Below are 18,408 nucleotides of genomic sequence, written 5' to 3' on the forward strand. Positions count from 1 at the left end.
AAATTAAACAGTTTATGGTTAGAAAGAGTGATTTCATATGCGAATGGTGGATCTTATTGAAAAGAAAAGAGATGGGGAACCCCTTACTAAGCAGGAAATTCGCTTTATCATTAATGGGTATGTGAAAGGAGATATTCCTGATTATCAAATGTCTGCTTGGGCAATGGCAGTGTTTTTTAGAGGTATGTCCCTGGAAGAAACTGCGGAACTGACTCTTTCAATGGCTAATAGCGGAGACAAGCTGGATCTTTCTACTTTAGGGGGAAGATTTGTTGATAAGCATAGTACCGGCGGGGTTGGCGATAAAACGACCTTGCTCCTTGGTCCAATGGTTGCAGCCTGTGGTGTCCCTGTGGCTAAAATGTCCGGAAGAGGACTTGGACATACTGGTGGAACCATCGATAAGTTGAGTTCAATACCCGGATTTCGTGTTGAGCTTGAGCAAGATCAATTTTTATCCCAAGTTAAGAAAATCGGTCTAGCCGTAATCTCTCAAACAGGGAATCTTGTTCCCGCTGACAAGAAGCTTTATGCTTTGCGTGATGTAACTGGAACTGTTAGCTCTATTCCCCTTATTGCCTCTTCGGTGATGAGTAAGAAAATTGCCGCCGGTGCTCAAGGAATTGTCTTAGACGTTAAGTATGGCTCTGGGGCCTTTATGAAGACGGTTGAGGATGCTCGAAAATTGGCCAGAACCATGGTGGATATCGGAAAGGCTCTAGGACGTCAGACAATTGCTGTCTTGAGTAATATGAGCCAGCCTCTTGGCCGTGCAGTAGGTAACAGCCTGGAAGTCCTTGAAGTAGCAGATGCTCTGCAGGGGAAGGGACCAAAGGATTTAATGGATGTGTGTTTCGAATTAGGAGCTTGGATGTTGGTTGCCGGCGACTCTGTAGCTAATGTGGGGGAAGGCAAGAAATGTTTGCGTCATAGTATTGAAACTGGGGCAGCGTGGAAAAAATTCTTAGCTTTTGTGTCAGAACAGGGAGGAGACGCCGAAGCGGTAGCCTCTCGACGCCTTAATATTGCTCCGTGGAACCTGCCAATCCTAGCCTCTGAATCAGGATATGTGCAGCCCTTCGACGCCCATAAAATAGGGATCTTAGCTATGACTCTCGGCGCAGGTAGAGTCACTAAAGAAAGCCCTATTGATTTGGGAACAGGAGTCATGCTTGTCAAAAAGGCTGGGGAATGGGTTGAAGCTGGAGAACCAATTTTAGAGCTTTATGGAAGTGATAAAGAGAAGTTGGCAGAAGGAATTCTTTTGGCTAAAGAATTAGTTTCAGTAAGTAGTGATGGATCTGAACTTCCTTCTTTAATTGATGAAGTAATACAATAGCTATATACTCATAATATTCTCCTCTCAACGTATGCATAGTATAGGTGCAACTGGGAGGAGGATTTTTTCATGGCGCGGGAAAAGAAGATTTACCCTTTAGCCGATGGGTTATCGACTCAGGATACATTTGCAGTTTTGGGAGATATTGAGAAATTCAAAAAACATAAACATGCCTGGAAGGTTTGGCAGGCCTTAAAGGAATTTAGATGTACGGCTTATCCTGTTGCGGAAGGTTTGGGGCGTTTAGATGGGAGCAAGGTCTACTCCACCTTAACTGAGCTGACGGATAAAGTAACAGTTATTGTCCCATGCTTACTCCCTGAAAAGCTTACATCCTTGGTTCCGGATGCAGTAGCTGCAGGGTGCAGTAAAATTTGGTTTCAGGAACAAACCTGGTCTAAAGATCTCCAAGAAGAATGCGACAGGGCCGGGCTTGAGGTTATTCGAGGGTGCGTACTTCGTCATAGAATCTACCCGTCAAAAATAAGTTTGCGCTACTTAAGTCCCTGTTACTGGCATGGGCTGAGAGATGCCAAAGTACCCCTAAAACGGTATGGCAGGTAATCAAGAAAAAAGCATTTGTTAGCTAATGTAGTTAACAAATGCTTTTTTTCTATATTATCGGCGGGATTCAATATAATTTAAGTTTTCGGGAATAATAAATTCACACTAAATTTCATGAGGGGGGACAAAAGGATGCGTAAAATTATATCAATAGTTTTTGCTATGGTAATTGCCCTTGGGAACATAGGTCTTATGAACGTGCAGCCGGTATTAGGAGTTGAGATCGAGACTGAAGCGACAAGCGCCATTTTAATGGATGCAGCTTCCGGTCGAATCCTGTATGAAAAAGAATCGCATAAAGAGTTACCACCTGCCAGTGTTACGAAGATTATGACCTTATTGGTAGCAGCTGACGCTGTAGCCCAAGAAAAAGTTAAACTTACAGACACAGTAACAGCAAGTGAGAATGCCTGTAAACTAGGGGGGTCTCAAATTTATCTTGAGCCCGGGGAAACATTCTCCTTAGAGCAAATGTTAATTGCCATAGCAGTAGGGTCAGCTAACGATGGTTGTGTAGCAGTCGCTGAACACGTTAGTGGTACCCATGAAGCCTTTGTAGAAGAAATGAATCGCAAGGCCAAAGAATTAGGGCTGAAAAATACCCATTTTGCGAATGCTTATGGGCTGCCGGCGGAAGGACATTATACAAGTGCTTATGACTTAGCAACCATATCTCGGGAGGCTCTAAAGTACCCCCTTATCCGTAAACTGACTAGTATCAAAGAATATGATTTGCGTGAGGGCAAATTCAAACTTTGGAACACTAACAAGTTATTATGGTGGTACCCCGGAGCTGATGGACTAAAAACCGGTTGGACTAATGAAGCTAAGTATTGTCTTGCTTCAACGGTTGAGAGAAACGGACTCAGGTTAATATGTGTTGTTATGGGTGTGCCTCAAGTCAGAGGGCATTTTGCAGAATCTATGAAAATCTATAACTATGGATTTGCTAAATATGAATTTAAACAGTTCGCTCCTGCTGAAGAAAAGCAAGGTGTAGTTAAGGTGAGTAAAGGGGTTGAAGATGAGGCTGTTGCTATCACAGAGAAAGCCTTGGGAGCAACCGTTGAAAAAGGAAAAGATAAAAATTTCTGGGTCGAGACAAAGCTTAACCCAGAAATAAGTGCACCTATTGAAAAAGGACAAAAGTTAGGAGAGGTTCTCCTTTACCAAAATGAACAGCTGCAAGCTAGTGTTAACTTAATTGCAGATCGCTCCGTTGCCAAAGCAGGGTTGGTCAATCAGTTGACACGTACTATGAAAGGTGTATTTGGTTTTTAAGTCGTGGCAGTTGATTGATTAGTCCGATTTATCACCATAGTCAATGTCCGAACGGTCATTGACTTGAGATAGCTGGCGAATTCGAAGAAGAGCGGCCCGTTCTATCCGCGAGATTTGAACTTGGGAGAGATTAAGCAGGCTAGCGATTTGACTCTGAGTTTTATCTTCGTAAAAACGCATTAGCAGGACGCGCTTTTCTCTTTCGGGAAGCTTGTCCAAGACCTCGTTAAGAGCAATCTTTTCGAACCAACCGGGATCCAGATCCTTTTCCTCAGAGAGTTGATCGAGAACGTAGATAGGATCCGAGTCGTCTTGATAGAGGGTATCATAGATAGAGGTTGGGCTTTGGATAGCCTCTAGTGCGGCGACGATCTCATCTCGATCAACTCCTATACTGTTGGCAATTTCCCCAATAGTGGCTTCTCTGCCTAAAGTGGCAGATAGTTCATCTCGAGCCCGATTTACTTTATAGACCAGTTCTTTATAGGAGCGAGGGACCTTAACCGGGTGATCATCTCTGAGAAAACGTCGTATTTCTCCAATAATCATAGGGACGGCATAGGTTGAAAATTTAACTCCATAACTAAAGTCGAATTTGTCAATGGCTTTAATTAGCCCGATTGTACCAATTTGAAAGAGGTCTTCCAGTTCATAACCACGATGTGAAAAACGTTGAACCAAATTAAATATTAGTTTCAAGTTACAATTGATTAAACGTTCACGAGCCTCAGCGTCACCTTCTTTAGCGGCATGAAGGTATTCCATCATCTCTTTATCTGAGAGCAAAGGGAAATGGGGGAGATTCATTTCTGATAATCGTTGAATCATAACGCGCCCCCCCTAATGAGAGGAGATGGGTGTTTGCTTGAGGTGCTTCTTCATGGTTACTGTTGTTCCCACTTCAAGCTTAGAGTCTACTTGAAGCTCGTCCATGAAAGATTGCATGAAGACAAAGCCCAGGCCCATTCGTTCAGGATCCGTACTAAAAGCGGGTTGCATAGCTTGCTCTAGATCCGAGATGCCGCATCCTTCATCTCTTACTACAATTATCAAGCTATCTTTTGTGATTTCTAGATTGAAATAGACAATGTTATTAGGGTTACTTTTGTAACCGTGGATAATCGCATTGGAAACAGCTTCCGAAACAGCTACTTTGAGTTCTTCAATATCGTTTAGTGAAAGATCTAATTGCCCTCCTATAGAAGCAATGAGTAATCGGGCAATGCTTACATTTTCAGCAATACTTGAAAATGTGAGGGTTATTTGGTTAGATTTCATATTAAGCTCCCCTTCCTTCCTCATAGGCATGTGCTTCGTCTTGATAGAAGCTGATGATCTTAGGTAAACCGGATAATTCCATGATTTTATAAATGTGGGGGGGTACATTTGTGATTTTTAACTTTCCGCCTAAAGGAAGTAGTTTCTTGTACCTACCCAAGATGACCCCTAGACCAGAACTATCGACAAACTGAACGTCTTGAAGATTAAGGATGACCGTTCGAATTCCTCGCTTTTCAATCTCATTATCTATGGCTTGTCGAAGAGTGTGAGCAGTGTGCATGTCTAGTTCGCCGTCTATACGCAGTAGTAGGGTCAGGCGTTCTATTTTTTTTTCAAGGTTCAAGACCATTCCCCCTAATTATATGAGTATTTAAGATTTCGCTGTAATCCATAATTTTCCTGCTTTGATTTTGGGAATTCCTTGTAAGGCTATGTCGAATTTAGAAAGTTTATTCAATCATCTTGGTAAAAAGTATAATTTAGTCTTATATGCCAGATAATAGAATCTATCTGATTAGAAAGGAGGGTGTTATGATGGATAATCAATCTTCGTCTAAACCTGCTATTCCAGTATCTCCGGAGAAATATCAGAAATTAACAGAACAGTATACCCCTAAGCCTACCGTTGTCAAGAATATAATACTAGCCTTTATTGTAGGAGGAATAATTTGCTCTATAGGGCAAATTATTATAAATTTTTTTGTTTCTCTTGGGTTGGCCCGACTTGAAGCTTCAACTGCCGCAACTGCTACTATGATTTTTCTGGGAGCTTTGTTAACGGGTCTAGGGATTTACGATGAAATTGGTAAATTTGCAGGCGCCGGTTCAATCGTTCCGGTTACAGGATTTGCCAATTCAATTGTCTCGCCTGCCATGGAATTTAAACGCGAAGGTTATGTAATGGGTGTTGGGGCTAAACTGTTTACTGTTGCTGGACCAGTATTAGTGTATGGCATTGCTACCTCAATTGTGGTGGGCTTTGCCTACTACCTTTTACACTGAGGTAATTTGCGATGCTGACCTATGTCTAATGTCATTTAAACTCACAAAATGGGAAGGGTTAAATAATGAATTTAAAACGCGTAGGAAACCAAACAGTTGTATTTGCTAATCCACCGGTTATTCTATCATCCTATTCAGTGGTAGGTCCTAAGGAAGGACAAGGGCCGCTCGGAAAAAGTTTCGATAAGGTCTGGAAGGACGGAATAAATGGGGAAAAGTCTTGGGAGATTGCCGAAAGCAGAATGCTTCAAGAGGCGATGCAGGGGGCTATGGATCAGGCCTCCATCCAAAAGGAGCAAGTTGATTTTATGCTGGCTGGAGATTTGCTGAATCAGATTATTTCTTCAAATTTTGCAGCTAGGCAAATGGCTTTACCCTTTATTGGGTTGTACGGGGCTTGCTCAACCATGGCTCTCGGGTTGGCTGTTGGAAGCATGTTAATTGATGGTGGATTCGCCGAAAAAATTCTCGTAGGCGTATCGAGTCATCATGACACTGCTGAACGACAATATCGTTTACCAACGGAACAAGGCTCTCAGAGGGCTTTGAGTGCTCAATGGACTGTGACGGGAGCCGGTAGTGTCCTACTCAGCAGCAGTGGTGTTGGGCCGCGAATTACCTCAGCCACCATTGGTAAAGTAATAGACTTTGCCGTAAAAGATGTAAATAATATGGGGGCAGCGATGGCCCCTGCAGTAGCGGATACAATCTTAAACCACTTTCAAGATATTCAACTCCAACCCACCGACTATAGCTTGATCGCCTCAGGGGATCTGGGGGGAGTAGGGTTAGGATTAGCCTGCGAGTTATTAAAGCAGAGCGGTATAGATACCGGCACTAATTTCACAGACTGTGGGGTTTTGATCTATGATGACACCCAGGATGTTCATGCGGGAGGGAGTGGATGTGGCTGTTCTTCAGTAGTATTTGCCGGGGACATTCTGCAGCGGATAAAAGCCGGAGAGTTAAACAAGGTTATGCTTGTTGGCAGTGGTGCTCTTCATAGTCCTACCTCAGCACTACAAGGAGAATCTATTCCAGGCATTGGACATGCTGTTGTTATTGAGAAGTAGAAGAAAGGATCTAAGGTATGTTTGATATGATTATTCCGGCTTTTTTAGTCGGTGGAACAATTTGTGTTATAGGTCAGCTTCTTATGGATCTTACCAAACCCTCATTTACTCCAGCCCATGTGTTAGTATCTTTTGTCTCTGGAGGAGCAATCTTAGGAGCATTGGGACTATACGAACCCTTAATAAAAATCGGAGGAGCGGGAGCGTCGATTCCTCTGTCTGGTTTTGGTTATTCATTAGCCAAAGGGGCCATGGAAGCAGTTGAGAAACGAGGGATAATGGGAGCTTTCTCCGGGGGAGTTGAAGCAACAGCTGTAGGAATAGCTGCAGCTGTATTTTTCGGTTACTTGATGTCAGTGACCTTTAAACCTAAAGGATAACTAGAATCTCCTTTAAGGGGTCAAACTATTAGCAACTGAGATACGGACTTTGAACCACGCTTAGGGGGGAGTTGATATAGTATGGACAATAATTCCAGTGAAAAGAATATTCCGGTGAGTAAGAACTATCAAGAAAACGTTGATTATTTAAATCGGGAATTAGGAGTTCCGGATTGTTTTGATATCGTGCTCAGGGAAATGTCCATTGGTGGTAAAAAAGTTGCGATTTATTCTGTTAACGGTATGGTAAATTCGCAGGTAGCCAGCCTAATCATCGATGCTCTAATAGATTTAGAACGCTCTGACCTTGTCGTAAATGCTCTCGAAAAATTAGTTAAGGGACGCATTGTGAATCTACAAGTTTCTGAAGCGCAAACTATGGACAAAGTACTCTATTTCATTTTGTCGGGGCCAATGGCGATCTTTGTCGAGGGACAAGATAAAGCAATTATAGTAGATGCCAGATCATATCCTGCCCGAACCCCTCAGGAACCGGATATCGAGCGTGTGACACGGGGAAGTCGGGATGGATTTACCGAGACTCTTGTCATGAATACCGCTTTAGTACGCCGACGCTTAAGAGATCCTAAACTGCGCATGAAGTTAGTCCAGGTGGGTGGACGATCAAAGACAGATGTTTGTCTGGCCTATATTGAAGACATTACCAACTTAGATATGGTGAAAAAAATTCAAAAAGATATCCAGGGAATCAAAATTGATGGGATTCCTATGGCGGAAAAAAGTGTTGAAGAGTTTATTTTGGGAAGCAAATTCTGGAATCCTTATCCCCGTGTTCGTTATACTGAACGTCCGGATGTGGCAGCTATTCATTTGCTTGAAGGATATGTTGTCATTATAGTTGATACTTCTCCTTCAGTGATTATTGCACCGTCGACTTTTTGGAGCCATGTTCAGCATGCCGAAGAATATCGGCAAGAACCCATAGTAGGGGCATATCTTCGCTGGGTACGATTTGCGGGAATCTTTGCAGCCCTTTTTCTTTTGCCTCTTTGGCTAGCTGCAGCTATGAATCCACAGTTACTGCCTGAAGGGCTTCAGTTTATAGGTGTAACAGAGCAAGCGAAGGTTTCCTTATTCGTTCAAGTCTTACTGGCAGAGCTTGGCGTAGATCTACTCCGCTTAGGTACAATACATACTCCGGGTCCGCTGGGAACGGCTTTGGGTTTGATTGCTGCGTTTATGCTTGGCGATATTGCGGTTAAAGTCGGGCTGTTTTCACCGGAAGTTGTGATGTATATAGCTATAGTGTCTGTGGGAACATTTGCTACGCCCAGCTATGAACTAGGTCTTGCAAATCGCTTATCGCGATTGTTTATGATTATCACCACCGGGTTTTTCAGCTATATTGGCTTTGGGGTTGGAGCCGCCGCGGTATTTTTCCTTTTATGGCGGACAAAATCCTTTGGCGTGCCTTACCTTTGGCCTCTCCTGCCTTTTGATGCAAAAGCAATGAAGGGGATTTTAGTGCGATCGCCTGTTACACTTAAAAATCAACGCCCAAGTATTCTGAAGCCACAAGATAAAGATCGTCAGCCATGATGCTGAATCAATGTATCAGGAGTCCGGGATCTAAATAATAAGCAGTATGTTTTTAAAAAAATTAAACTGGATGGAAATATGAAAGGATGCAAGTTTAGTGAGAATTGGTTTTCCTCGTGCCTTGTATTATTTTGATTACTTCCCTTTTTGGTCTGGCTTTTTCCATAGTTTAGACATTGAGCTAGTGATATCACCGCCCACTCATCGCAAGATTATGGATCAAGGTCTAAAGAAAGCAAGTGATGAAACTTGTTTGCCGCTTAAACTTTTAGCTGGACATATTCAAGCTTTAGAAGATGTTGACTATATTTTCCTGCCTCGAATGGTTAGTGTTGAAGCAGATACTTACACTTGTCCAAAATTTCTGGGTATTCCGGAAAGCGTGCTTTCGGCAGTTCCTGAGGGCCAGTCAGTTTTAACCGTTACATTGAATTGGCGTAATAGTAAACGTCAGGTTTTAAAGGATCTGGAGGTCTTGACCGAACAATTGGGCAAAAGCAAAGCTGAGATTCGACAGGCTTTTAATAAAGGAATAGAGTGGCAAAAAAAATATCAAAACTCTATGGGGGCAGAGTGGGATTTTGAAGACAGCCTTAATAAAATTGAGTCTGCTTCGTGGGATTCTACTGAAAGTGGTATGTCTTTTGCTCCTCTTGGCTGGAAAGAACGGATGATCTCGAAAATTCCATTGAGCTTCGATAAAGCTGAAAAGGGGCATTTAGCAGTCGGAGAGAAATCAGACCGTTTGAGAATTGCCTTAGTCGGGCATTCCTATTTGACTCACGAATCCTATGCCAACTTAAACCTACTTAGAAAACTTCATGAAAAAGTAGATGTGGAATTAGTCCAAAACCTTCGACAAGCAGATATCGAAGGTCATCTAACCGGGTTAAGAAAGAAAATATTTTGGAGTCACTCTAAGCAAATTTATGGAGCGGGTAATAAATATGTAGAGGATCAGAGGGTCGATGGAATTATTTATCTTACATGTTTTGGTTGTGGAACCGACTCAATAATCCAAGAATTAGTTTCACGAAAAGCACGAGAGAAACATAAGCCCTATATGTTAATTACCCTGGATGAGCACAGTGGCGAGGCTGGCTTGGTTACTCGGCTGGAAGCCTTTTTGGATATGGTCGAAAGGAGGAGGGTCCATGAAGGTTACGTTTCCGCATATGGGGAACGCTTGGATAGTGATTCAAACGCTCTTTGAATCACTGAATGTAGAAGTAGTGGTTCCGCCATTTAACAGCAAACAGACTCTGAATTTAGGAACTAAATTATCCCCGGAATCTGCATGCTTGCCTTTGAAATTAAATCTGGGAAACTATATAGAAGCAGCTAATAAAGGGGCTGATACGATTGTAATAACCGGTGGAATTGGACCGTGCAGGTTTGGCTACTATGGGGAAGTTGAACGCCAAATCCTTATTGATTCTGGGTATAACTACGAAGTAGTCACTCTGGAACCACCTGATGGAAGTTTGCTAGGGTTGGCTAAGCGGATTCGTTTTCTGGCTGGGACGAAAAATTCTTGGGCTAAAATCTTAATGGCTATGCGATTTGCTTATTTAAAGAGTGTTGCGTTAGACAGAGTTGAAGATTTGATTCATGCGGCCCGACCGAGGCTTCCTGATCCTGCACTTACAGAAAAGTTATACGAAAAAGCTAAAGAGAACCTTGTCCAGGCTATGACGGAAAAGGGCATTCGAGATACTGTGTCTTGGGTACAACAGTGTATCCGGGAACGTCAAGAGGAGCTGGACAAGACGGATAAAGAGCTTAATAAACCCCTGCGAATAGGCATTATTGGTGAAATCTATACAATACTTGATCCTTTCAGTTCAGTGGGTATTGAAGAAGAATTAGGGCGTTTAGGGGTGGAAGTAGACCGTTCAATTTATCTTTCAGGATGGGTAGGAAACCATATTTTTCGAGGATTAGCACCGGGTTATCGATCAATTAAATCTTATCCTAAACATGCTAAACCATTTTTACCGCATTTTGTCGGGGGGCATGGTATTGAAACAGTAGGGGCAGCAGTTAAATTTGCTCGAGAAGGGTATGATGGAATTATTCAAGTTTTTCCGCTATCGTGCATGCCTGAAATCGTTGCCGCCAGCGTACTGCCCAAAGTACAAGATGCTTATAAAATACCGATTATGACTCTGATTGTAGATGAGCATACTGGGCATGCTGGCATACAAACTCGCTTGGAAGCGTATGTAGACATGCTCGAAAGGGCCCGGCTACTTCAGGAAAGCATTCAAACAAGAGAAGGAGTGTTAAGTGTTGGGTGATGATAAATACTTTCTTGGTGTTGACGTTGGATCGGTCAGTACAAATATGGTATTACTGGGGCAGGACAATACCGTGAAAGAATCACTTTATCTAAGAACACAAGGGCGTCCTATGCAAATCATTCAAGAGGGGATTAGACTTCTAAGATCAAAAATAGGAGAGTCAGCAGAAATTATTGGAGTAGGAACAACGGGTAGTGCCCGGCAGCTTGCAGCGACATTATTAGGTGCCGATGTTATTAAGAACGAAATCACTGCCCATGCCGTTGCTGCTTCCCGAGTTAATCCCCAAGTTCAAACAATTCTTGAAATCGGCGGACAGGATTCGAAGATAATTATTCTCAGAGATGGTGTGGTTTCTGATTTTGCGATGAACACGGTTTGTGCAGCAGGTACCGGTTCCTTTCTGGATCAGCAAGCATCACGCTTGGGTATTAAGATTGAAGAGTTTGGACATTTGGCCCTTGAAGCAAAAAATCCTGTTCGTATTGCCGGGCGCTGTTCTGTTTTTGCAGAATCAGATATGATTCATAAACAGCAGTTGGGGCACTCCTTGTCTGATATCCTGGCTGGTCTCTGTCAGGCCATGGTTAGAAACTATCTAAACAATGTCGGCAAAAACAAAGAAATCCGCGGTCCTATTTTTTTTCAAGGGGGTGTGGCTGCTAACCCTGGTATCTGCAAAGCTTTTGAAGAAGAGCTGGGGCAATCCATCATAGTGCCTGAAAATTACAATGTGATGGGTGCCCTAGGTGCAGCATACCTGGCTCAGGAAAAAGTAGGACTGCGGCAGAACATCCAGACTCAATTTCGTGGCTTGAACTTAGGTGATACACAGTTTCAAGCAACAAGCTTTGATTGTAAAGGGTGTGCAAACCGCTGTGAAGTCGTTGAGATTACCCAAGATGGAAAGAGCTTAGCCAGATGGGGAGACCGATGCGGCAAGTGGTCTGTTGTAGGAGTTCCTAGTCCGGGCACTAGAGGAGCAGAAACTAAAGAAGAGCAGCGAGGTGCCTAATCAAATTGACACTGTCTAATAAGTCTGATATTATTAATCAAATTTTATATGCCTCATTCTCCTAGAGGTGTGGTAGAGATGTGAATAGGTAACAGAAGACCTCCTTCTGTTACCGTTTTTATTTTGCTTACATAAGTGGATAGATAGAGGAGGAAAAAGCTTGAGGCTGCATGGAACACAAGTTGTAAATCGGCAGGGTCATCTTTATGCTTCAAAAGCCATAATTTCCCGCGCCCCAAAATTATTATCGAGCCGGGACGGTCGATTGTGGGGACTGCTGGAATAACCCTGTATACTATCGGTTCTATTAAAGAAATTCCCGGAGTTCGAAAATATGTTGCAGTAGACGGAGGGATGACAGATAATCCAAGGCCTTCTCTCTACCAAGCGCGCTATGAGGCTATTTTGGCTAATCGTCCCCAAGAAGCTGTGTCAGAGTCTGTTTCAGTTGCGGGAAAGTGCTGTGAATCAGGGGATATGCTTATTTGGGATATTGATTTACCTAAAATAACTGCCGGTGACTTATTGGCAGTATCCGCCACAGGTGCCTATAATTATTCCATGTCTTCAAATTACAATCGGCTTCCACGACCGGCGGTAATCCTTGTTAAGGATGGGCAGGCGGATATAATAGTAAGGCAAGAAACCTACTCTGATTTATTAAGAAATGATGTTTTACCTGATCACTTGAAGAGATAAGACTTTACTCTGGCCTTGTCTGGTATTAGCGCTGAAATTTGAGGATAGCTCACCTTAGATGTTGGATTTCGTTTGATAGGCTTCAGACCTGTGTTTTTGGGGACGAACGATTACTAAGTCAAGAGCAACTAATACGAGGGTTGCGATCATAACAATCACTAATCCTTTAGATGAAACCGTCGGAGCATAAGAATAAGTGGGAACAGAATAAGAAGAGAATGGAAGCGCTGAAGAGAAGGGATAACTAGTTAAATTATTATTATTATAAGGGTTAGAATAATGAAAGTAGGGTGAAGGGGATTGGGAACGGGGATAAAGGTTAGAACGGGGATATAGGTTAGAATAGGGATTATATCTATTAATTGTTGCAGAAGCTGGTTTTGGAGTGGGGTAATAAGTGGGAGTCGGACGAATCATGTTTTGTTGAAAGAGGCAAGGATTTCTTAATGCGGGTGTAAGACCATGAGAGTATACGTAATTCAATGTTAGTCTCCCCCTTTCGCTAAAAAGATTTAGCTTGAGATTGCGTTAATTTACATGGGGCGTGCCTTGGTTATTGGTATTATATGTAAATAAAATACAGAGAGTGTACCCTATATATGGAATAAAGGGATTTGATAAAAGAAAATGGATTTAGCTTAACGAAAAAGTCCCGGTAAGGGATTTTTTTTGTTTTTTTTGAGATTATCTAGAATATTTCCGAGGAGATTGTTTGATGCTAAGGATAAAGTGATTAGATTGGAGTGGACTCGGATGAAAGAAAAAAAGCATGGTTTGAAAACACTTTTCCGGGTCATCGGGGCCTACAAAAACTCACTACTTCTCGGATTTCTACTGGGCATACTTCTAGTAGTGGGTGATTTTTTTGCAATTCAACAGTTTTTTGGATTTGGAAGACCTCCTCTTACTTTGGCTAAAACAGAGTTGGAATTGCGAAGGGACGAAAAAACAATACCGGAATATAATAGTTTAAAAAAGAAAAATGAAGCGTTATTAGAGTCTAATAACAAAGGTGAGAATAGGGTTCGTGAAAATGAATCGGATAATCCGGATCCTGTTAGTGAGGTTACCGATTCTGATGTTCCAAATCAAGATCATATCGGTAATGATCTTGATGTAATTATCGAAGAATCTATCCCTACCATTAATCAGAAGCAGTTCACGGTACTTTTAGTTGGGGTTGATCAAAGACCTGGTGAGAAATCATATAGTAACACTGATACTCTTCTGGTAGCCAGTATCAACACGGTAAAAGGCCAAATCTCCTTGCTTTCTATTCCCAGAGACACTCAAGTTAATATTCCTGGCTATGGTAAGGAAAAAATTAATGCAGCAGCTCGTTTAGGGAAGGGACTAATAACCACTCAATCCTTAGTTGAAGAAATCACAGGTCAGCCCATCGATGGGTATGTTTTGACAAATTTCAATGGTTTTAAGAAAATGATTGATACTTTGGGAGGAATCACCGTTACCGTAGAGAAAGATATGTATTATGTTACTGGGGACAAAGAAGATGGAACGATCAACCTTAAAAAAGGAACTCAGCGCTTAAATGGTACACAGGCTTTGCAATATGCCAGGTTTCGCCAAGACGCCTTGGCCGACATCTCAAGAACTTCTCGTCAGCAGGTAGTTCTTAAAGCAATGGTAAAGGAATTGAAACAAGTTAAAACTCTGCCAAAATTACCTGCCTTGATTACTCAAATGACAAAATCCATGGAAACAAATCTTTCAACCGGTCAACTATGGTCGCTAGCCAATATTCTTAGCCACTTTAAAAATCCAGAAGTCATTTCCCAAACATTACCGGGGAATTTTCTCATTGAGGATGAAATTAGTTATTGGAAGGTTGACCCTTTGAAATCCCATGCTATCATCAGACGCCTTTTAGAGGAAGGTAAAACAACCTCTGTATTTTTTCAGTGATTTTAACACAGTAATTTAAACGCTTGTTATTTTATTTAAAGGGTTATATACTATATAAGATTAATTTAGGTTTTTTTGGAGGGTGAACATTGGATAAGCTGCTTGAAAAGTTGAAGGAATACTTACACATGGATACGGAAATTCCTTTTGAGGAGTTTTCTGAGTACTATCGGACTCTAATTGCTGAATTGAACCAGACATTTGGTGATCTTGATAAGGATGCTCGCGTAAAAGCTCTTTATATTTGCTCAATTGTACAGTCAAATGCTGAAGCAAGGGCCAAAGAAAGTAAAGCCAATGCCAAGGCTTATAAAAAGATTAGTGCTAAATGTGCTTTCTGGTCAGACGCAATTAAGTTTAATTTGGGCAAAGATGGGATGTCTCTTGAAGAGATTGAGCAAGCTACCGAAGAGATTAATACCAATATTTAATTTTTTCTAACGTTAATGATAGAAGAAGCTTAAGCCACAGGCTTAGTCCTTCTTCTATTTTTTTATTTCCTTCATTTTAAGTGAAACATTTCTACTCTTTGCTGCGTAATACAATTGTGAACACTATTCAATAAATAATAGGGGGAACAGAAAAATGCCAGAAAGAGTTTACCGGTCGGTACGAGATAAAATGATTGGAGGGGTCTGTGGAGGTCTGGCAGACTATTTCAGAGTCGATGTTACATTAGTCAGGCTCATTGCTCTTATTGCTTTATTTGCCGGAGGAGTAGGGTTCTTAGCCTATATAGCCGCCTGGATAATTATCCCGGTTAATCCTGCTGAGCATGATAACTTCGGTAACTATAAGCATGATGTTGGAGATGGAGGGAAGGAGATTATTTCTGATCTAAAAGAAGAGGCTAGAGATTATGGAAAGCCAGAGAATAACCCACGTGAAAATCGCTCAATAGTTGCAGGGGGAGTTTTGGTTGTTTTAGGAGTCGTTTTTTTGCTGCAACGCTGGTTTCCGTATTGGTTTGATATGAGTAAAATGTGGCCTATATTTCTTATTATTATCGGGATATTTATTATTGCGCGGGGTGGGAAAAGATGAACAGAGTCTTTGATAACGTAAGCCGAGGGCTGCTTCTAATCACTTTAGGAGTTATCTTTTTCTTACTCAATTATGGTTTCCTATCTTGGAGATTATGGGCTCATGTCATAGACTTGTGGCCACTAATTTTAATTTTGGCGGGAATTGGATTGCTGTTTAACCGCAGAATACCACTTGCTGCCATTTTCCTGATTTTTCTTTTGAGCATGGTTGGATATTCAATAATTGTTGGAGATAAGCTTGTCCCGGAGAGAATTTTTAATAACTTTCAGGGAATGTATCATTATCGTATGTAGGCTGAAGGCAATCAAGTTGCTGTGAAGAGGCCATCGATGATATAATTTAAAGATAATTACAAGGATAGGAGATTAGGATGTAGAATGGACATCATTTTGGCTCACCGCCAAATCGATTTCGATGCGTTGGCTTCGATGGTAGCAGCTCAGAAGATTTATCCGAACAGTGTTTTGGTCATGGATGGAAAACCGAATGTTTTTGTTCAAGATTTTCTAGCATTGTCTCGAGATCTATTGCGGTTCCGCAGGGCTCAGGATATTGATTTGGAGGAGGTTTCTCGGGTAATTTTAGTAGATACCCATGAGCTTCGTCGAGTAGGGTTTTTAGGGGAGAAGGTGGCTAGACTCCCTGGTATAGAGGTAGAGATCTATGATCACCATCCCTATGCAGGTACACTTAAAGAAGGTATGGTTATCGAACCGGTTGGTGCCTGTGCGACCCTTCTTGTGGAAAAGATAGCAGGAATGGGGTTGCCGCTTAGTAGTTTTGAAGCAACATTAATTGCTATAGGGATTTATGATGATACTGGAAGTCTGTTGTTTGATAGTACCACAGTACGTGATGTTCACGCTGTGGCTTATTTATTAGAACAAGGTGCGAACTTAGGGGTGATTTCTAATAACTTGCGTCGCCCTCTTACTGAGGAACAAAAAGATCTTCTGCAACAGCTCTTAGATTCTGGACAAACAGAATTCTTTGATGGATTACCAGTCTATATTTCCTATGCTGAGATTAAGGATTATGTTGGTGGCTTGGCTCTATTAGCCCATCGAGTAGGAGAGTTAGAAGGGGCAGATACCTGGTTTCTTTTGGTAAGGATGGAAAATCGGGTGTATATAGTGGGCCGCTCAAGAGGCCGGGGTTTGCCGGTTAACGGTTTGGTTCAATTATTTGGAGGAGCAGGCCACGAAAGAGCAGCTTCCGCAACTATTAAAGATGCAAAGCTGTCTGATATATTAAAGCAACTGCGTTCAGCGATTAAGAGCCGGGCAAAACGCCCCCATCTAGTCAGAGATATTATGAGCTATCCGGTTAAGACTGTATCACCCGAGACAAAACTAGGTGAAGTAGAACAAATCTTATTGCGCTACGGTCATACCGGGGTGCCGGTCACAGAAGACAAGAACTTAGTGGGGATTATTTCCAGGCGTGATGTGGATAAGGCTATTAAGCATGGCTTAAAGCATGCACCTGTCAAAGGCTTTATGACTACTAAGGTATCTACAATAGAAGCAGATGTTCCTTGGGATGAAGTTCATAGATTAATGGTTCAGCATGATATCGGGCGTTTACCCGTTGTGGAAGACGGCAATCTTGTTGGTATTGTTTCACGTTCAGATGTTTTGCGTCTTGTTCACGGCACGTCAATTCCTATCGAAACTCAACTCGCTCGAGAGAGAAGCGCAGCTATGCGCCAAGATATTTTAGATTTGCTAGAATGTTTGCCAAAAGAAACCCAGAATCTTCTAGAAGCAGTAAAAGATACGGCAGAGGAAGAAGAGTGTTCAGTCTATGTTGTAGGAGGATTTGTTAGGGATTTACTCCTTTCTGTCCCAACCCAAGATCTAGACTTTGTGGTGGAAGGCAGCGGTGGCCAATTTGCCCAGGCCTTAATGCGGCGCATACCGAATGGAAAGCTGACTCAGCATATAAAGTTTGGAACAGCTCAAATTGTGTTTCCTGATGGAAGTCATGTTGATATAGCAAGTACCAGATGGGAACATTATTCTTTTCCGGGAGCACTTCCTCAGGTAGAAGAATCATGTCTTCGTGATGATTTGTTCCGACGTGATTTCACCATCAATTCTATGGCGATTTGTCTCAACACAGATCGTTACGGAGAACTTGTTGATTATTATGGCGGTAAACAAGATTTACAACAGAGGAAAATACGATTCCTGCATAATATCAGTTTTATTGATGACCCTACCCGAATGCTCCGGGCAATACGTTTTGCCGAACGATATCAATTTGATTTTGCTAAAGAGACTCTCGATGCTTTACATACTGCAATAGAGACCGGGGTTCTTTCTAAGCTGAGTGTGGAACGGTTTACTGAGGAGATTCTACTTATCTATAAAGAGGCAAATTACTTGACCATGGGGCAGCTTTTAGTGAACAGCGGCTTATTTAAGGCTTGGTTCGGTAAGGATCTGGCTTGGAATTTTAACTTGGAGGATGCTGTAGGGAGTGCGGAATGGTCATTGAATTTGCGCTGGCTGATTTCTCTTGCCAAGATGGACTCTTTAGAAATCGATATTGTTCTTGAGCGAGTCATTTTGAATAAATCTCTGCGTGATGAAACAATCGCCTATGTGCAATTGCGGGAATCCTTACAAAAGCCGTTAACCATCAGTGAAATGGATCATCTTCTAAACAAGGCACCTAAAAGAGTCGTGACCACTTTAGCCCGGGATGGCAGATATAATAAACGAATAACCGAGTGTTTGGAAGCCGGGCAGAGAATTAATATGGCGCTTGATGGCAAGACTCTTATTCAGATGGGCTTAAAACAAGGTCCTGAAATTGGAGAAATTCTAGCTCAAGTACGTATGGCATGGCTTGAGGGCAGAATAAGTACTGCAGAAGAAGAGCAGGGAATTGCTCGACAATTGGTTAATGCCCAGGTTAAAAGGAGGTAGAG

At 42.1% G+C, this 18,408-nt stretch carries 19 protein-coding genes and 1 pseudogene; 16 read left to right on the forward strand and 4 right to left on the reverse strand.

All coding sequences use genetic code 11. The features are described from left to right. Positions 1–37: 37 nt before the first annotated feature. The 3 genes from DESMER_RS05070 to DESMER_RS05080 all read left to right on the forward strand — a co-directional run bounded on the left by DESMER_RS05070 (position 38) and on the right by DESMER_RS05080 (position 3,184). Complete coding sequence (locus DESMER_RS05070) at positions 38–1,339, forward strand: pyrimidine-nucleoside phosphorylase (RefSeq protein WP_014901994.1); 1,302 nt, start codon at positions 38–40, stop codon at positions 1,337–1,339. A gap of 69 nt (positions 1,340–1,408) precedes the next feature. Continuing rightward, positions 1,409–1,903: a CoA-binding protein gene (locus DESMER_RS05075; RefSeq protein WP_014901995.1), complete on the forward strand. Its 495-nt coding sequence runs from the start codon at positions 1,409–1,411 to the stop codon at positions 1,901–1,903. Between the two features lie 132 nt (positions 1,904–2,035). Then, the gene (locus DESMER_RS05080; RefSeq protein ID WP_014901996.1) at positions 2,036–3,184 is read left to right on the forward strand and encodes a D-alanyl-D-alanine carboxypeptidase family protein; all 1,149 of its coding nucleotides are present in this window, start codon (positions 2,036–2,038) and stop codon (positions 3,182–3,184) included. 18 nt (positions 3,185–3,202) lie between these two features. Here the strand turns inward: DESMER_RS05080 and sigF are convergent, their stop codons facing one another. Genes sigF through spoIIAA form a run of 3 tightly spaced genes read right to left on the reverse strand, consistent with a single transcriptional unit; the run spans position 3,203 to position 4,808 of the window. Then, complete coding sequence (sigF, locus tag DESMER_RS05085; RefSeq protein ID WP_014901997.1) at positions 3,203–4,012, reverse strand: RNA polymerase sporulation sigma factor SigF; 810 nt, start codon at positions 4,010–4,012, stop codon at positions 3,203–3,205. Between the two features lie 12 nt (positions 4,013–4,024). Beyond that, positions 4,025–4,462: an anti-sigma F factor gene (gene spoIIAB, locus DESMER_RS05090; protein ID WP_014901998.1), complete on the reverse strand. Its 438-nt coding sequence runs from the start codon at positions 4,460–4,462 to the stop codon at positions 4,025–4,027. 1 nt (position 4,463) lies between these two features. Beyond that, positions 4,464–4,808, reverse strand: a complete 345-nt coding sequence (spoIIAA, locus tag DESMER_RS05095; protein WP_014901999.1) for an anti-sigma F factor antagonist — start codon at positions 4,806–4,808, stop codon at positions 4,464–4,466. A 191-nt stretch (positions 4,809–4,999) separates the two neighbouring features. On the opposite strand from spoIIAA, the gene spoVAC reads away from it, so the two are divergent. The 8 genes and pseudogenes from spoVAC to DESMER_RS05135 form a co-directional block, all read left to right on the forward strand. Then, positions 5,000–5,467 (forward strand): stage V sporulation protein AC, encoded by a 468-nt coding sequence (gene spoVAC, locus DESMER_RS05100; protein ID WP_042333403.1) that lies wholly within the window; start codon positions 5,000–5,002, stop codon positions 5,465–5,467. Between the two features lie 65 nt (positions 5,468–5,532). Then, complete coding sequence (spoVAD, locus tag DESMER_RS05105) at positions 5,533–6,540, forward strand: stage V sporulation protein AD (RefSeq protein WP_014902001.1); 1,008 nt, start codon at positions 5,533–5,535, stop codon at positions 6,538–6,540. 17 nt (positions 6,541–6,557) lie between these two features. Next, positions 6,558–6,920, forward strand: coding sequence for a stage V sporulation protein AE (spoVAE, locus tag DESMER_RS05110; protein WP_014902002.1), 363 nt, complete (start codon positions 6,558–6,560; stop codon positions 6,918–6,920). 81 nt (positions 6,921–7,001) lie between these two features. After that, positions 7,002–8,480, forward strand: coding sequence for a spore germination protein (locus DESMER_RS05115; protein WP_014902003.1), 1,479 nt, complete (start codon positions 7,002–7,004; stop codon positions 8,478–8,480). A gap of 97 nt (positions 8,481–8,577) precedes the next feature. Further along, the gene (locus DESMER_RS05120; RefSeq protein ID WP_014902004.1) at positions 8,578–9,693 is read left to right on the forward strand and encodes an acyl-CoA dehydratase activase-related protein; all 1,116 of its coding nucleotides are present in this window, start codon (positions 8,578–8,580) and stop codon (positions 9,691–9,693) included. Next, a complete protein-coding gene (locus DESMER_RS05125) occupies positions 9,635–10,780 on the forward strand; it encodes an acyl-CoA dehydratase activase-related protein (protein WP_014902005.1) in 1,146 nt (381 codons plus the stop codon). Before DESMER_RS05120 ends, DESMER_RS05125 begins: the two co-directional genes overlap by 59 nt. Further along, a complete protein-coding gene (locus DESMER_RS05130) occupies positions 10,770–11,798 on the forward strand; it encodes an acyl-CoA dehydratase activase (RefSeq protein ID WP_014902006.1) in 1,029 nt (342 codons plus the stop codon). Before DESMER_RS05125 ends, DESMER_RS05130 begins: the two co-directional genes overlap by 11 nt. Positions 11,799–12,017: 219 nt before the next feature. Next, a pseudogene (locus DESMER_RS05135) lies at positions 12,018–12,497 on the forward strand (diaminopimelate decarboxylase family protein); the annotation flags it as partial. Positions 12,498–12,551: 54 nt separating this feature from the next. Here the strand turns inward: DESMER_RS05135 and DESMER_RS23485 are convergent. Continuing rightward, positions 12,552–12,980, reverse strand: coding sequence for a hypothetical protein (locus DESMER_RS23485; protein ID WP_014902007.1), 429 nt, complete (start codon positions 12,978–12,980; stop codon positions 12,552–12,554). Positions 12,981–13,250: 270 nt separating this feature from the next. Between DESMER_RS23485 and DESMER_RS05140 the strand changes: the two genes are divergently transcribed. From DESMER_RS05140 to DESMER_RS05160, 5 genes are all read left to right on the forward strand, one after another. Beyond that, complete coding sequence (locus DESMER_RS05140) at positions 13,251–14,423, forward strand: LCP family protein (RefSeq protein ID WP_014902008.1); 1,173 nt, start codon at positions 13,251–13,253, stop codon at positions 14,421–14,423. An 89-nt stretch (positions 14,424–14,512) separates the two neighbouring features. Further along, entirely contained in the window at positions 14,513–14,854 is a 342-nt protein-coding gene (locus tag DESMER_RS05145) for a hypothetical protein (protein WP_014902009.1), read from the forward strand. A gap of 154 nt (positions 14,855–15,008) precedes the next feature. Further along, positions 15,009–15,467, forward strand: a complete 459-nt coding sequence (locus DESMER_RS05150) for a PspC domain-containing protein (protein ID WP_014902010.1) — start codon at positions 15,009–15,011, stop codon at positions 15,465–15,467. Further along, positions 15,464–15,763: a LiaF transmembrane domain-containing protein gene (locus tag DESMER_RS05155; RefSeq protein ID WP_014902011.1), complete on the forward strand. Its 300-nt coding sequence runs from the start codon at positions 15,464–15,466 to the stop codon at positions 15,761–15,763. Before DESMER_RS05150 ends, DESMER_RS05155 begins: the two co-directional genes overlap by 4 nt. 84 nt (positions 15,764–15,847) lie before the next feature. After that, complete coding sequence (locus DESMER_RS05160; RefSeq protein WP_014902012.1) at positions 15,848–18,406, forward strand: CBS domain-containing protein; 2,559 nt, start codon at positions 15,848–15,850, stop codon at positions 18,404–18,406. Positions 18,407–18,408: the final 2 nt, after the last annotated feature.

The sequence above is a fragment of the Desulfosporosinus meridiei DSM 13257 genome (genome assembly GCF_000231385.2).
GTDB classification, from domain to species: domain Bacteria; phylum Bacillota; class Desulfitobacteriia; order Desulfitobacteriales; family Desulfitobacteriaceae; genus Desulfosporosinus; species Desulfosporosinus meridiei.